Below are 17592 nucleotides of genomic sequence, written 5' to 3' on the forward strand. Positions count from 1 at the left end.
TAGTATCCTCAAGCCCTTTCCCTACCGGTGCTGCAGCAACAGCATGATCAAACTTTAGCATGATCAATCTACGTTGCAGGTTGGCTACTCCCAAGAATACGCATGTCGGCTGAAATGTAAATTGATGAGTGCATCTAAAAAATAAATTTAAGTTAACAGCAGATTTTTTTAGCTTTAATCGATTTTTTTATAAGTTTAATAGTAAGTGCTTACTATCAATAAAGGTGATGTGGTTGTTGGGCTTTAAACGGAAATTGTGTTTTTTAATTGGTGTTTTTGAATAAGAGCTTAAAAGAAAATTCATTAATTTAGAAATTAACGTTTATTCATCTTGTGGAGGCGGTCAACTCCCTATGCTAGCTTCAATATTAAGTAATGTTTCAAGCGGCGGGGGCTTTAGACTATTAATAATAGTTTCATAAAAAATTCTTATGAAACAAAATAATATGGTTTATAAGCCAAGCTGAAAGTGCCAGCTAAGCTAGGTGTTTCATACCCATCGCCCAAGAGACTAGGAAAACTAACTACAAAAAAACCTGGCTATTTTTATCGGAGAAAGGGCATGAATAACGTATTTCGCCTTATCTGGAACCGCACCTTAGGTCGTCTGGTTGTGGCATCAGAAGCCGCTCGCTCTCAGCACAAATCGGGGGCGCGGAAAAGCTTAGTTGGACATATTGAAAGTCCTGGCGTTACACAGAAATGCTTGTTGTTTACCGCAGCGGTCGCTTCGATAGTGGCAGGTAGCTTGGTACTGTCGGAGCCCAGTTATGCTGCTAAAAGCGCAACACTTACAGGGGCTGGCGCCGGGCTCAAAGTCGGTGACGGGACTTTTGCAAATGATGATGGCCTCACTACCTTGTATTGGGGCAATCCCAATGTCATTGGTCTGGGCCTGCCTATTGACTACTCAGGTGGTTTAACCGTGAGTGGAGCAGTGGCTATTGGCACGGACGCTGAGGCGCGCTCCAAGGGGTCTGTTGTTATTGGGGCTAATTCAATCGCTGAATCCCCTGTTGCCAATAATGGTGCATCGACGGTTATTGGCGCCTATTCCTATGCAGGTAGCAATAACAATGTTGTGTTAGGTAACCGAGGGGTTGCGACCGGTTGGGGGGCGATGGCAATAGGCCGAGAGTCTGGCTCATTAGGAAGAAATGCTATTTCATTCGGTAATGTATCGGCTGCCATTGGTGATGGTTCTGTAGCAATGGGGCAGTCGTCACTTGCTTCTGGGCCGCGAGCTATTGCCATTGGATCTGCAGATTCTCTAAGAGATTATACTACCCAAAATACACAGGCTATTGGTACTGACTCGCTCGCTTTTGGTACGCGGGCTGTGGCAAGTCAGCAGGATGCCGTCGCTTTTGGGCGTGAGTCTGGTGCCGCAGGTGTGCAATCTGTTGCCATTGGGACACTTGCCAATGCGGCGGCAAACCGTGCAGTCGCGATTGGTAGTGATACTCAAGCTGAGCTAAATGCTACCGCTATCGGTGATCAGGCGACATCAATCGGTGAGCGTTCTACAGCCCTAGGTTTTTCATCCAGTTCCCAAGGTAATGATTCTGTTGCAGTGGGTAATCAAGCGACTGCGACTGGCGTTAATAGTTTGGCGATGGGTAAGGAAAGCCAAGCCACCGGGACAGATGCATTAGCTCTAGGAACGGGAGCTATCGCTTCGGGTGACAAAACGATCAGTATTGGTTTTGCTAACGAAGTTTCTGGAACAGGTTCTGGCGCTATCGGTGATCCTAATATCATCACGGGCGCAGGCAGCTACGCACTGGGCAACGACAATACCATCGACGCTGACGAGGCCGGTGCGTTTGGTAACCGTAACATCCTTGCGGCTACCGCTGACGGCAGCCGCATTATCGGCAACGACAATAACATCAATGTCCCCGATGCCATGGTGGTGGGTAATAATGCGGATGTCACGCAGGCGGGAGGAGTGGCACTAGGCTCTGGTTCGGTAGCAGATACCGCAGCAGGTATAGCGGGCTATGTACCCTTTGGTGCGACGGCAGCAGACACCGCCGCAATTAATGGTACGGTGGCCACTCAGGCAGCTGTGGATATCGGAAGCCGCCAGATCACCAGCGTTGCGGCAGGTACCGAACTTGATGATGCGGTGAATGTCAGCCAGCTTGTTGCTACGCAAACTAGTGTGGCAGCAGGCACAAACGTTACGAGTGTGGCAGAAAGTGATAACCCTAATGGTGGGACCATTTACACCATCAACGCTGATGGTGCGAGCGTTAGCGCAGGCTCGGCAGCGGTGGACGTCGTCGCCGCTGTACCCGATGCCAATAACGTCACTGACTACGCGGTCGACCTTAGCCAAGCTAGCAAAGATAGCCTGACGCTGGCGGACTCCGCGCTACAGGACGTGGTGACCCAGGTCGACGGTGTTGACGTCAAAACCCTGACCAAGGGCGATAACAACGCCAACTTCGTGACGGGCAAGAATATGGCGCTCAGCCCTGACGGTGCGGGCGGCATTGAAATTGCCACGTTGGACAACGTCACCTTCACGGATGTTAAGACCGACACCCTGACGGCAGGCCCCGTCAACATCGGGGCCACCGGTATCGATGCCGGCAACACCACGATCTCCGGTGTGGCCCCTGGTGTGGCGGGTACTGATGCGGTCAACCTTAATCAGCTAGACGATGCCGCAGCGGCCTCAAAGACCGAAGTCGCGGGCGGCAGCAATATCGCCAGTGTGGATAAAACCACCGGTATTAACGGCCAGGATATCTACACCGTTAACGCCGAGGGCGCATCAGTGAGCGCCGGTTCCGGTGCGGTGGACGTCGTCGCCGCTGCCCCCGATGCCAACAACGTCACCGACTACGCGGTCGACCTTAGCCAAGCTAGCAAAGACAGCCTGACGCTGGCGGACTCCGCGCTGCAGGACGTGGTGACCCAGGTTGACGGTGTTGACGTCAAAACCCTGACCAAGGGCGATAACAACGCCAACTTCGTGACGGGCAAGAATATGGCGCTCAGCCCTGACGGTGCGGGTGGCATTGAAATTGCCACGCTGGACAATGTCACCTTCACGGATGTTAAAACCGACACCCTGACGGCAGGTCCCGTCAACATCGGGGCCACCGGTATCGATGCCGGCAACACCACGATCTCCGGTGTGGCCCCTGGGGTGGCGGGTACTGATGCGGTCAATCTTAATCAGCTAGACGATGCCGCAGCGGCTTCGAAGACTGAAGTTGCGGGCGGCAGCAATATCGCCAGTGTGGATAAAGCCACTGGTATTAACGGCCAGGACATCTACACCGTGAATGCCGAGGGCGCGAGCGTTAGCGCAGGCTCCGGTGCGGTGGACGTCGTCGCTGCTGCCCCCGATGCCAACAACGTCACCGACTACGCGGTCGACCTTAGCCAAGCTAGCAAAGACAGCCTGACGCTGGCGGACTCCGCGCTGCAGGACGTGGTGACCCAGATCGATGGCACTGCGGTTAAGACGATTGATCAGAACGACAATGTCGCTAACTTTATCAGCGGCGATAACATCGAGCTGAGCGATCTGGGTGGCGCGATTGAAATTGCCACTAGCCCGAACCTCACCGCTGATAGCCTGACAATCACCAATGGTCCAACGCTCAATGACAACGGCATTGATATGGGCGGCGATACCATTACCAATGTGGGGGCGCCGATAAACGGTGGTGATGCGGTTAATCTCGATTACTTCGATGAAAACCGCACCCGTTATTACAGTGTCAATGATAACGGAGTCCAGCAAGGTAACTATGACAACGACGGTGCGACCGGCATCAATGCGCTGGCGGCGGGTACTAATGCGCTGGCCGATGGTAATTCCTCGCTAGCCATGGGCGATGGTGCTCGCACAGCGAGTACTGGTGAAGATCAAGTGGCTGTCGGGACGGGGGCCTTAGCGGGAGGTAATAAGTCAGTTGCGATTGGCCAAGGGGCCCGGGCCGCAACAGATTTATTTGATGGCGGCATAGAAGCTGTTGCCATTGGTAGCGGTGCGTCAGCCCAGGGCACTGGTAATGTTGCCTTAGGTTCTGATTCGGTCGCTGATGGCAGCACGCTTGCTACTGCGGCTTACCAGCCGCTAGATTCAAGTGGCAATCCGATTGCAGTTGCAGCGCCCACGGCAACAAGTGAGGTCTCAGTGGGCACTGTGGGTGATGAGCGTCGCATCATCAATGTTGCTGCCGGTGCAGAAGATACTGACGCCGTCAATGTCAGCCAATTAAAGGCGGTTAATGAACTGGCCAGCGCTGGCTGGGATGTTCAAACCAACGGTGACACGGCCACCAATGTGGCGCCCGGCGATACTGTTCAGTTTATCGACGGCAAGAATATTGATATTACTCGCAACGGCGCTGATATCACCGTTGCCACGGCCGACAGTGTGGTCTTTGATGACGTGACCATCACGGGTGGCCCGACGCTCACTGGCGGCGGCATTGATATGAACAACACCACCATTAGCAACCTAGCTGATGGGGTGAATGCTAACGACGCCGTGAACCTAAGCCAGTTGGAAGGCGCTGCTGCCGCTTCAAAGACTGAAGTAGCGGGCGGCACCAATGTGGCCAGTGTGGATAAAGCCACTGGTATTAACGGCCAGGACATCTACACCGTGAATGCGGATGGCGCATCAGTAAGCGCCGGTTCCGGTGCGGTGGACGTCGCCGCCGCTGCCCCCGATGCCAACAACGTCACTGACTACGCGGTCGATCTTAGCCAAGCTAGCAAAGACAGCCTGACGCTGGCGGATTCTGCCTTACAAACCGTGGTCACCCAGATCGATGGCACCGTGGTTAAGACAATTGATCAGAACGACAACGTCGCTAACTTTATCAGCGGCGATAACATCGAGCTGAGCGATCTGGGTGGCGCGATTGAAATTGCCACTAGCCCGAACCTCACCGCTGATAGCCTAGCGATCACCAATGGCCCAACGCTTAATGACAACGGCATTGATATGGGCGGCAATACCATTACCAACCTGGGTGATCCGGTGAACGCAGGAGATGCACTCAACCTCAAGTATTTCGATGAAAACCGCACCCGCTACTACAGCGTTAACGACGATGGCGTTATTCAGGGTAACTACGAAAACGATGGCGCCACTGGCGTAAATGCAATGGCCGCCGGTGTAGAGGCCATCTCTACAGGTGAAAATAACACCGCCGTTGGTTTCAATAGCCAAGCAACGGGTGCCAATGATGCGACTGCTGTTGGGGCTAATGCTCTGGCGTCGGCTCCTGGTTCGACATCCTTGGGGCAGTCTTCTACGGCGACTGGCAGTACAGCAACTGCTATTGGCACTAGAGCGAACGCGTCAGGTTCAAGCTCTTCTGCGATTGGTTCAAACGCTCAAGCGTCGGGCACGGCGAGTGTTGCCTTGGGGCGGCTTGCAAATGCCGCCGGTGAAGATGCTGTAGCGATTGGTAATAGCGCTAGAAGTGATTATCGAGGCACTGCCGTGGGGCCGCTCTCCGAAGCCACGGGAGATAATGCCACTGCGACAGGTTTCTTTTCTAAAGCTAACGGTTACTACGCTGCCTCTTACGGCAGTAACTCTAAAGCTGAGGGGGATTTATCTCTAGCAATGGGTGGGGGCTCGCAAGCAACGGCGGCCAATAGTGTGGCGTTGGGTTCGAATAGCCTAGCCGACGGCAGCACACTGAGCACTGCGGCTTACCAGCCGCTGGATGGTGAAGGCAATCCGATTGCTGTTGCAGCGCCCACGGCGGATAGCGAAGTTTCAGTGGGTAGTGCTGGTAACGAGCGCCGCATCACTAACGTTGCTGCTGGTGCCACAGATACCGATGCGGTCAACGTCAGCCAGTTGAAGGCGGTTAATGAAGTAGCCAATACTGGCTGGAATGTTCAAGCCAACGGTGACACGGCTACCAACGTGGCACCCGGCGATACTGTTCAGTTTATCGACGGCAAGAATATTGATATTACTCGCAACGGTGCCGATATCACCGTCGCCACGGCCGACAGTGTGGTCTTTGATGATGTGACCATCACCGGTGGGCCCACGCTCACTAGCGGTGGCATTGATATGAACGCCACCACCATTAGCAACCTGGCTGATGGGGTGAATGCTAACGACGCCGTCAATCTCAGCCAGCTGGAAAACTCCGCTGCCGCTTCGAAGACTGAAGTGGCTGGTGGCACCAATGTGGCTAGTGTGGACAAGGCTACTGGCGTGAACGGCCAGGATATCTACACCGTGAATGCGGACGGCGCATCAGTGAGTGCCGGTTCCGGCGCGGTGGATGTCACTGCCGCTGCGCCAGATGCCAATAACATCACCGACTACGCGGTGGATCTCAGTCAAGCCAGCAAAGACAGCCTGACGCTGGCCGACTCCGCGTTGCAAACCGTGGTCACTCAGATCGACGGCACTGAGGTGAAAACTCTCGACCAGAACGACAACGTCGCCAACTTCGTCACTGGCGATAACATCGTGCTCAGTGACGAGGCTGGCGGCATCAAGATTGCTACTAGCCCAGATCTTACGGCGGATAGCCTGACCATCAACAATGGTGGTCCGACGCTCAATGACAACGGCATTGATATGAACGATAACCGCATCACCAATGTTGGAGAGGCGGTAGACGGTGGTGATGCCATCAATCTTGACTACTTCGATGCCAACCGCACCCGCTACTACAGTGTGAATGACGGTGGCACTATTGGCGGCAACTTCAACAACGATGGCGCAACGGGCCTGAATGCAATTGCCTCCGGCGTTAATGCCACTGCCAGCGGGGATGGCGCGGTGGCTATGGGCTTCGGTGCCAGTGCCCCGATTCGCGATAGCCTGGCATTGGGCAGTGGCTCGGTAGTGGATCGTGCCCTGGCCCCGGACTCCGGCTTTATTCCAGCCGGGTCCGCGACCATTGAGTTCAACACCACCGATAAAGAGTTGCTCGGTGCGATCTCGGTAGGTGACAGCGACGCCTACCGCCAGATCACCAACGTCGCCGACGGCACCCAGGCGCAGGACGCCGTGACAGTGCGCCAACTGCAAGGCGCGGTGGGCTCAGTGATTACCACCGGCATAAAATATTACCGTGCCAACTCCGATGACCCTGACGCGATTGCGGCTGGAGAAGATAGCCTTGCTATTGGGCCTAATACAGTCACCAATGGTGACAATGGCATCGGCATGGGTAACGGCGCGATTGTCGGTCAAATGGCCCCAGGCGGCACTGCCATTGGTAATAATGCCGAAGTGCTGCTCTCCGATGGCATTGCGTTCGGCACTAACGCGCGTTCTGAAGCTCAGCAGGGCATTGCCCTGGGCGCAGGCGCGACGGTTAGCCACGATCAAAGTGTCGCCTTGGGTAGCAATAGCGTGACAGAGGAAGCGGTGGCCACCAGTGGCGTCACGATTGCCGGTGATAGCTATACCTTCGCAGGCGCCACCCCAGATAGCACGGTGAGTATTGGCAGTGCAGGCAACGAGCGCACGTTGACCAATGTCGCGGCAGGCCGTGTGAGTGAAACCAGTACCGACGCCATCAATGGCAGCCAGCTGTTTGCCTCTAATCAAGCCATTGAAGAGGTCAGTGCGATTGCCAACACGGGCTGGGATATTCAAACCAATGGTGATACAGCGACCAGTGTTGCCCCAGGCGACACTGTTCAGATGCTTGATGGTCAAAACATTGCCATCACCCGCAACGGCACGGATATTACAATCGCCACTGTTGATTCACCGCAGTTCGGCAATGTCACTGTCAATACTGGTGGTGGTGACACCATTAACGGCCTGTCTAACACCACCTTTGATCCTGATAACTTCACCTCGGGCCAAGCGGCCAGTGAAGACCAGCTTAAGCAGGTCAGCGATGTCGCCAATACTGGCTGGAATGTTCAAGCCAACGGTGACACGGCTACCAACGTGGCACCCGGCGATACTGTTCAGTTTATCGACGGCAAGAATATTGATATTACTCGCAACGGTGCCGATATCACCGTCGCCACGGCCGACAGTGTGGTCTTTGATGATGTGACCATCACCGGTGGCCCCACGCTGACGGGTGGCGGCATTGATATGAACGCCACCACCATTAGCAACCTGGCTGATGGCGTGAACGCCCAAGATGCTGTCAACGTTAGCCAACTAGAGGGAGCTGCTGCAGCCTCCCGCACGGAAGTCATTGCTGGCACAAACGTGGCCAGTGTTGGCCAAACCACCGGCGCTGACGGCCAAGACATCTACACCGTGAATGCGGACGGCGCATCAGTGAGTGCCGGTTCCGGCGCAGTAGATGTCACTGCCGCAGCGCCAGATGCCAACAACGTCACCGACTACGCGGTGGATCTCAGCCAAGCCAGCAAAGACAGCCTGACGCTGGCCGACTCTGCGCTCCAAACTGTGGTTACCCAGATCGACGGTACCGAGGTCAAAACTCTCGACCAGAACGATAACGTCGCCAACTTTATCAGCGGTAACAATATCGAACTGAGTGATGATAATGGCGCGATTGAAATCGCCACTAGTGCAGACCTGACGGCGGATAGCCTGACCATCAACAATGGTGGTCCGACGCTCAATGACAACGGCATTGATATGAACGATAACCGCATCACCAATGTTGGAGAGGCGGTAGACGGTGGTGATGCCATCAATCTTGACTACTTCGATGCCAACCGCACCCGCTACTACAGTGTGAATGACGGTGGCACTATTGGCGGCAACTTCAACAACGATGGCGCAACGGGCCTGAACGCCATTGCCTCTGGTGTTAATGCCACTGCCAGTGGAGACGGCGCGGTGGCTATGGGCTTTGGTGCCAGTGCACCGATTCGCGATAGCCTGGCACTGGGCAGTGGCTCGGTAGTGGATCGTGCCCTGGCCCCGGACTCCGGCTTTATTCCAGCCGGGTCCGCGACCATTGAGTTCAACACCACCGATAAAGAGTTGCTCGGTGCGATCTCTGTAGGTGACAGCGACGCCTACCGCCAGATCACCAACGTCGCCGACGGCACTCAGGCGCAGGACGCCGTGACAGTGCGCCAACTGCAAGGCGCGGTGGGCTCGGTGATTACCACCGGCATAAAATATTACCGTGCCAACTCCGATGACCCTGACGCGATTGCGGCTGGAGAAGACAGTCTTGCTATTGGGCCTAATACAGTCACCAATGGTGACAATGGCATCGGCATGGGTAACGGCGCGATTGTCGGGCAAATGGCCCCAGGTGGCACTGCGATTGGTAATAATGCTGAGGTACTGCTCTCCGATGGCATTGCGTTCGGCACTAACGCGCGTTCTGAAGCTCAGCAGGGCATTGCCCTGGGCGCAGGCGCGACGGTTAGCCACGATCAAAGTGTCGCCTTGGGTAGCAATAGCGTGACAGAGGAAGCGGTGGCCACCAGTGGCGTCACGATTGCCGGTGATAGCTATACCTTCGCAGGCGCCACCCCAGATAGCACGGTGAGTATTGGCAGTGCAGGCAACGAGCGCACGTTGACCAATGTCGCGGCAGGCCGTGTGAGTGAAACCAGTACCGACGCCATCAATGGCAGCCAGCTGTTTGCCTCTAACCAAGCCATTGAAGAGGTCAGTGCGATTGCCAACACGGGCTGGGATATTCAAACCAATGGTGATACAGCGACCAGTGTTGCCCCAGGCGACACTGTTCAGATGCTTGATGGTCAAAACATTGCCATCACCCGCAACGGCACGGATATTACAATCGCCACTGTTGATTCACCGCAGTTCGGCAATGTCACTGTCAATACTGGTGGTGGTGACACCATTAACGGCCTGTCTAACACCACCTTTGATCCTGATAACTTCACCTCGGGCCAAGCGGCCAGTGAAGACCAGCTTAAGCAGGTCAGCGATGTCGCCAATACTGGTTGGAATGTTCAAACCAACGGTGATGCGGCTACTAATGTTGCTCCCGGCGATACTGTTCAGTTTATCGACGGCAAGAATATTGATATTACTCGCAACGGTGCCGATATCACCGTCGCCACAGCCGACAGTGTGGTCTTTGATGATGTGACCATCACCGGTGGCCCCACGCTGACGGGTGGCGGCATTGATATGAACGCCACCACCATTAGCAACCTGGCTGATGGCGTGAATGCTAACGACGCCGTCAATCTCAGCCAGCTGGAAAACTCCGCTGCCGCTTCGAAGACTGAAGTGGCTGGTGGCACCAATGTAGCCACTGTGGACAAGGCTACTGGTGTGAACGGCCAGGACATCTACACCGTTAATGCCGACGGCGCGAGCGTTAGCGCTGGCTCTGGCGCCGTGGATGTCACTGCCGCTGCGCCAGATGCCAACAACGTCACCGACTACGCGGTGGATCTCAGCCAAGCCAGCAAAGACAGCCTGACGCTGGCCGACTCTGCGCTCCAAACTGTGGTTACCCAGATCGACGGTACCGAGGTCAAAACTCTCGACCAGAACGATAACGTCGCCAACTTTATCAGCGGTAACAATATCGAACTGAGTGATGATAATGGCGCGATTGAAATCGCCACTAGTGCAGACCTGACGGCGGATAGCCTGACCATCAACAATGGTGGTCCGACGCTCAATGACAACGGCATTGATATGAACGATAACCGCATCACCAATGTTGGAGAGGCGGTAGACGGTGGTGATGCCATCAATCTTGACTACTTCGATGCCAACCGCACCCGCTACTACAGTGTGAATGACGGTGGCACTATTGGCGGCAACTTCAACAACGATGGCGCAACGGGCCTGAACGCCATTGCCTCTGGTGTTAATGCCACTGCCAGCGGGGATGGTGCAGTGGCTATGGGCTTTGGTGCCAGTGCCCCGATTCGCGATAGCTTGGCACTGGGCAGTGGCTCGGTAGTGGATCGCGCCCTGGCCCCGGACTCCGGCTTTATTCCTGCAGGGTCTGCCACCATTGAGTTCAACACCACTGACAAAGAGCTGCTCGGCGCAATCTCGGTGGGTGATGATGACTCCTACCGTCAGATCACTAACGTTGCCGATGGTACTGAAGCTCAAGACGCCGTGACAGTGCGCCAACTGCAAGGCGCGGTGGGCTCAGTGATTACCACCGGCATAAAATATTACCGTGCCAACTCCGATGACCCTGACGCGATTGCGGCTGGAGAAGATAGCCTTGCTATTGGGCCTAATACAGTCACCAATGGTGACAATGGCATCGGCATGGGTAACGGCGCGATTGTCGGTCAAATGGCCCCAGGCGGCACTGCCATTGGTAATAATGCCGAAGTGCTGCTCTCCGATGGCATTGCGTTCGGCACGAATGCCCGCTCCGAAGCGCAGCAAGGTATCGCCCTGGGCGCAGGCGCGACGGTTAGTCACGATCAAAGTGTCGCCTTGGGTAGCAATAGCGTGACAGAGGAAGCGGTGGCCACCAGTGGCGTCACGATTGCCGGTGATAGCTACACCTTCGCGGGCACCACCCCAGATAGCACGGTGAGTATTGGCAGTGCAGGCAATGAGCGCACGTTGACCAATGTGGCCGCAGGCCGCGTGAGTGAGACAAGTACCGATGCCATCAATGGCAGCCAGCTGTTTGCCTCTAACTTGGCCATTGAGCAGGTCAACGCGATTGCCAATACTGGCTGGAATGTTCAAACCAACGGTGACATAGCGACCAATGTTGCTCCAGGAGATACGGTCCAGTTCCTGGATGGCAAAAATGTCGATATCACCCGTAGTGATATGGATATCACCGTGGCCACAGCCGATGACGTAGCCTTTGATAGCGCGATGTTTATTGACGGTCCGACCATCAATGGCGGCGGCATTGATATGAATAACACCACCATTAGCAACCTCGCAGATGGCGTGAACGCTCAAGATGCCGTCAACCTCAGCCAGCTGCAAAACAGCGCAGCGGCGTCGAAGACAGAAGTTGCGGGTGGCACTAACGTGACGGGCGTTGACCAGACCATTGGTGCTGATGGCCAAGCTATTTACACCGTGAATGCGGACAGTGCGAGTGTTAGCGCCGGTTCCGGCGCAGTAGACGTCACTGCCGCCGCCCCCGATGCTGATAACATCACCGACTATGCGGTGGATCTCAGCCAAGCTAGCAAAGATAGCCTGACGCTGGCCGACTCTGCCTTACAAACCGTGGTCACCCAAATCGACGGCACCAACGTTAAAACCCTCGACCAGAATGATAACGTCGCCAACTTTATCAGTGGCCAGAACGTTGAGCTGAGCGACAACGGCGGTGCGATTGAAATTGCCACGAGTCCTAATCTTACGGCTGATAGCCTGACGATAAACAACGGCCCAACGCTTAATGGTAACGGCATTGATATGGGTGGCAACTCCATCACCAACCTGGGCGACCCAGTGAATGATGGTGATGCACTAAACCTTCAATACTTCAATGAAAACCGCGTTCGTTACTTTAGTGTGAACGATAACGGTGTCATCGGCGGTAACTTCAATAACGACGGTGCCACCGGTTTGAATGCGATGGCGAGCGGCGTAGGCGCTATTGCTGATGGCGAGGGTGCAGTGGCCATGGGCTTTGGGGCAAATGCTCTAGTACGTGGCAGCTTAGCGATTGGTAGTGGCTCGGTTTCTGACCGAGCCTTAGCGCCTGAATCGGGCTTTATACCAGCCGGCTCGGCAACCATTGAATTTAACACCACCGACAAAGAACTGCTTGGCGCTATTTCCGTCGGGGACAGCGATTCTTACCGTCAGATTATTAATGTTGCCGATGGCACTGAAGCGTAAGACGCCGTCACGGTTCGCCAGCTACAGGGGGCAATAGGCTCTGTAGTTAATACCGGCACTAAGTATTTCCACGCCAACTCTACGGCGCCAGACTCACTTGCGGCAGGTAACGACAGTATTGCCGTTGGGCCAACCACGGTCACTAACGGTGATAACGGCATTGGTATGGGGAATGGCGCAATTGTTGGTCAAATGGCACCGGGTGGTACCGCCATTGGCAATAATGCCGAGGTATTGCTCTCCGACGGAATCGCGTTCGGCACTAATGCCCGCTCTGAAGCTCAGCAGGGTATTGCCCTGGGCGCAGGGGCGACGGTTAGCCACGATCAAAGTGTAGCGTTAGGTAGCAACAGTACAACGGATGAGCCGGTGGCTACTCAGGGTATTACGCTGATTGGCAATGATTACTCATTTGCAGGTACCACGCCGGATAGCACGGTGAGTGTTGGCAGTGCAGGCAACGAGCGCACGTTGACCAATGTAGCGGCTGGTCGTGTTAGTGAAACCAGCACTGATGCCATCAACGGTAGTCAGCTGTTTGCTTCTAACCAAGCCATTGAAGAAGTAAGTGCCGCAGCCAATGCGGGCTGGAATGTCACCGACGGTACCAATGCCGCCAATATAGGTCCTAATGGCGAGGTAACGTTCACTGGGGATAGTAATCTCACCGTCGCGCAGACAGGCATCGATGATGCCGGTGAGGTGGAAGTTACCCTTAATCGTGACCTTGATCTCGACAGCGTCACCGCCGGCAACAGTGAACTCACCAATGCTGGCCTGCGCGTAGACGATGGCAGCGGCAACCTCACCACCGTCACCAACGATGGCCTCACTATTGCTGGCGGGCCCAGCATCACCGCCAGTGGCGGCATTGATGCTAATAATCAAGTCATTCGTAATGTAGGCGCACCAGTAAACGAAGGTGATGCGCTGAACCTTCAATACTTTAATGAAAATCGTGCTCGTTACTACAGCGTGAACGACGGCGGCACTATCGGAGGTAACTTTAATAACGATGGTGCCACTGGGTTGAATGCCATCGCTAGTGGCGTAGACGCTAGCGCCAGCGGCGAAGGTGCCGTAGCCATGGGGTTTGGGGCGAATGCACCGATTCGAGATAGCTTGGCACTGGGTAGCGGCTCGATTTCTGACCGTGCTTTAGCGCCAGAATCAGGCTTTATTCCTGTGGGTTCGGCAACCATTGAGTACAACACCACCGACAAAGAATTACTTGGTGCGATTTCCGTCGGGGACAGCGATTCTTACCGTCAGATTATTAATGTTGCCGATGGTACTGAAGCGCAAGACGCTGTCACCGTGCGTCAGCTTCAGGGAGCGATAGGCTCCGTGGTGGATACGGGCACGAAGTACTTCCACGCTAACTCCAAGGCGCCTGACTCACTTGCGGCAGGTAACGACAGTATTGCGGTTGGCCCAACCACGGTCACTAACGGTGATAACGGCATTGGTATTGGTAATGGCGCGATTGTGGGGCAAATGGCTCCAGGCGGCACTGCCATTGGCGATAGTGCCGAAGTACTGCTGTCAGATGGCATTGCGTTCGGTACCAACGCCCGTTCTGAAGCTCAGCAGGGTATTGCCCTGGGGGCAGGGGCGACGGTTAGCCATGATCAAAGTGTAGCGCTAGGCAGCAACAGCACCACAGATGAACCGGTTGAAACCCAGGGCATTACGCTGATTGGCAATGACTACTCATTTGCAGGCACTACACCGACGAGTACCGTCAGCGTTGGTAGCGCGGGTAATGAACGCACGATCACCAATGTGGCAGCGGGGCGAGTTAGTGCGACCAGCACTGATGCCATTAATGGCAGCCAACTTTTCGCTTCTAACCAGGCTATTGAAGAGGTAAGTGCTACGGCGAACGCTGGATGGAACTTGAGCGTTGAAGATGGTGACGCTAGCAATGTGGCCCCAACGGGTGAAGTTAACCTCTTAAGTGATGACGGTAACATACTCATTACTCAGGCCACGGTTAATGATCGTGAAGAAGTCGCGTTTGGGCTATCCGATGATTTATCGATCGGTAATAGCCTTACCGTAGGGCAAGACGGGCCTGTTATTAGTAACGAGGGGATTACTAACTTAGCCGAAGGTGATGTATCAGCCGATAGCAAAGATGCCATCAACGGCTCTCAACTTTACGCCACGAATCAGTGGATCGAAGTGTTAGAAAACAGCGTTACGAACGTTGTTGGTGACGGAAGCGATGAGTACATCACCAATAACGGCCTCGGCATTCGCTACGTGCGCACCAACGACAGTGGTTTAGCAGTGAGCGATGCCTTTGCCCAAGGGCAAGGCTCCACCGCTGTTGGTTACGAGGCCGTCGCTTCGGCAGATCGTGCACTGGCGATGGGGTACGACGCGATTGCCTCCCACCAAGGCAGCGTTGCGCTAGGGGAAGGCGCCCGCACTGCCGCTGCGGTTGGTACCGCTTCGGTAGAGATCGCAGGTCAAACCTACCAGTTTGCGGGCGCCTCTCCGGTAGCCACGGTCAGCGTTGGCAGCGTCGGTGCTGAACGTACGGTGACGAACGTCGCAGCAGGCCGAGTGTCGGCAGAGAGTACTGATGCGATTAACGGCAGCCAATTGTATGCCACTAATCAAGCGGTCGGGTCGCTAGGCAACCGCGTCACCACTGTTGAAGGCGATATCAGTAATATCACCAACGACCTGGCAGACCTGGATAACCGTGCGGTGGCGTATGACCGCAACGATGACGGTAGTGTTAATTACAACACCATTAGCTTGGAAGGCGATGGCGGCACGAAGATCACCAATGTTGCCCCCGGTGATATTGCGCAAAATAGCTCGGATGCGGTGAACGGTAGCCAGCTATGGGATGTGCAGAACCAAATCACCAACATTGAACAAGGGGGCTCCAAGTACTTCCGCGCCAATAGCGACGGCCCTGCCGCAGACCCACAAGGTACTGACAGCATCGCCATGGGGCCAAGCAGTGTCGCGGCAGGCGACCGTAGCGTTGCCTCGGGGGCCGGCGCTCAGTCAACGGCTGACGGCAGCGTTGCACTTGGTGCGGATTCCGTTGCTGACCGTGAAGGCATGAACGGTGAGCGTGAGCGCTTCTCCAACGAATCGGTGGCTTCCACTCAAGGGGCTGTTTCCGTGGGTAGCGCGGGCAACGAACGCCAGATTACCAACGTGGCAGGCGGTACCCAAGACACCGACGCGGTTAACGTTCGTCAGTTGGACGCGGTTCAGCGCGGTGCGGTGAACTATGACCGTGATGAAGATGGCAATGTTGACTACAGCACCGTCACGCTGAAAGGTGATGAAGGCACCACCATCACCAATGTGGCGCCAGGTATTAATGCCAACGATGCTGCCAACGTAGGGCAGTTGAATGAGCTTGGCCGTCGCTTTGAAAACGAAATCGTCAACGTTCACGAACGTATCGACAGCGTTGAACGTAATGCTAACGCCGGTTCTGCTAGTGCGATCGCCGCCTCTACGGTGCCGCAAGCCTGGATGCCTGGTAAGAGCATGGTAGGTGTAGGGGCAGGTACCTACGGTGGTGAATCTGCGGTCTCGGTGGGTGTATCGCGCCTCTCAGACAATGGCCGCTGGGTTATCCAAGGTAAGGTGACGGGCGACTCGCAAAGCAACTTCGGCGCAGGTATTGGCGCTGGCTGGCACTGGTAAAGGAGAGCGACGTGAACAACCGTAGCAATCGCATGATGACAAAGGCGGCCCTTGGGGCCGCCAGTATAGCCGCCGTTCTCGTTTTAGCGGGCTGTGCTAGCCCGCCCAACAACGACCGTACCGAATTGCGCGACGCCGGAGATGGCTTTCCGGCGCTAGCGGGCAACTGGTACGACGGCGGACAGTTTGTTGACCCTGAAAACATTTTGCGTATTCGGGAAAGCCAAACAAAAGATCAAGTACGCCAGTTAATCGGTAACCCTCACTTCACGGAAGGGTTCTTTGGTGTTCGAGAGTGGAACTATGTTTTCAATCTCTATACAGGCAATGGAAACGAGTACATTACTTGCCAATACCAAGTGCACTATGACGATGATATGGCGTTAGAAAGCACTCGCTGGCGGGATGCGCAGTGTCCTGCGCTACTAGTGCCAATCGAAGTGGAAGAGATTGCCACTGAGCCGCGTGAAGAGAAGTTGACGTTATCAGGCGATGTGTTGTTTGATTTTGATAGTGATCAACTTTCGTTAGAAGGTCGGCGCGCCCTAGAAAGGGTGGCAGAAATGGTTCTTAATGCCTACTCGTCGCCGAATGTTCGCATCATTGGTTACACAGACCGATTCGGAGATGAGCAATATAACCTGCGCTTATCTCAGTCGCGTGCGGAGGCGGTCGGTAGCTATCTAGTATCACAAGGGATAGAGCGCCGTGACTTAACATTGCTAGGAAGAGGGGAGTCTGACCCAATAGTAGATTGCCCTGGCCAAATGGCCACGCCCAGCGTGAAGGGGTGTTTACGGCCCAATCGCAGAGTGGAGGTAATAGTTACTAATAGTTAGTTAACGGCTAAGCCTTTTAGCAATGCCGATCTTTTAGCCGAAGCTTTTAAAGCTTCGGTTTTTTTGTATGTGTTGCTTTAGTTGGTTTGTGCTTTTTGAAAAATATATTATGGCTGATTTACATGGCTTAACTTTTTATACAGGTTTTAGTTAAGTTTAAAGATTAGTGCTGATTTTTTTATTAACAATCGTTTCATTGTGTTGAGAGTTTGTTATTTTGCTGTAAAAAAATAAATAAACTCCTTATCTAAATGTTTGTTGGGTGTCTGTCGTTTTTTAAGTAAATGCTTATGCAGGATAACTTAAATAACTCTT

The 17592-nt window shown here is 54.5% G+C and carries 3 protein-coding genes and 1 pseudogene; all 4 read left to right on the plus strand.

Annotated features, from left to right (window positions below):
• Positions 1-562: 562 nt before the first annotated feature.
• Positions 563-12751 (plus strand): ESPR-type extended signal peptide-containing protein, encoded by a 12189-nt coding sequence (locus L1X57_RS09205; RefSeq protein WP_234668028.1) that lies wholly within the window; start codon positions 563-565, stop codon positions 12749-12751.
• 12 nt (positions 12752-12763) lie between these two features.
• Positions 12764-12826, plus strand: a pseudogene (locus tag L1X57_RS18885) (hypothetical protein); the annotation flags it as partial.
• 90 nt (positions 12827-12916) lie between these two features.
• A complete protein-coding gene (locus L1X57_RS09210) occupies positions 12917-16438 on the plus strand; it encodes a YadA-like family protein (RefSeq protein ID WP_234668030.1) in 3522 nt (1173 codons plus the stop codon).
• A gap of 11 nt (positions 16439-16449) precedes the next feature.
• Complete coding sequence (locus tag L1X57_RS09215) at positions 16450-17277, plus strand: OmpA family protein (protein ID WP_234668031.1); 828 nt, start codon at positions 16450-16452, stop codon at positions 17275-17277.
• Positions 17278-17592 lie beyond the last annotated feature (315 nt).

This window comes from Halomonas sp. TD01 (genome assembly GCF_923868895.1).
Classification (GTDB): Bacteria; Pseudomonadota; Gammaproteobacteria; order Pseudomonadales; family Halomonadaceae; genus Vreelandella.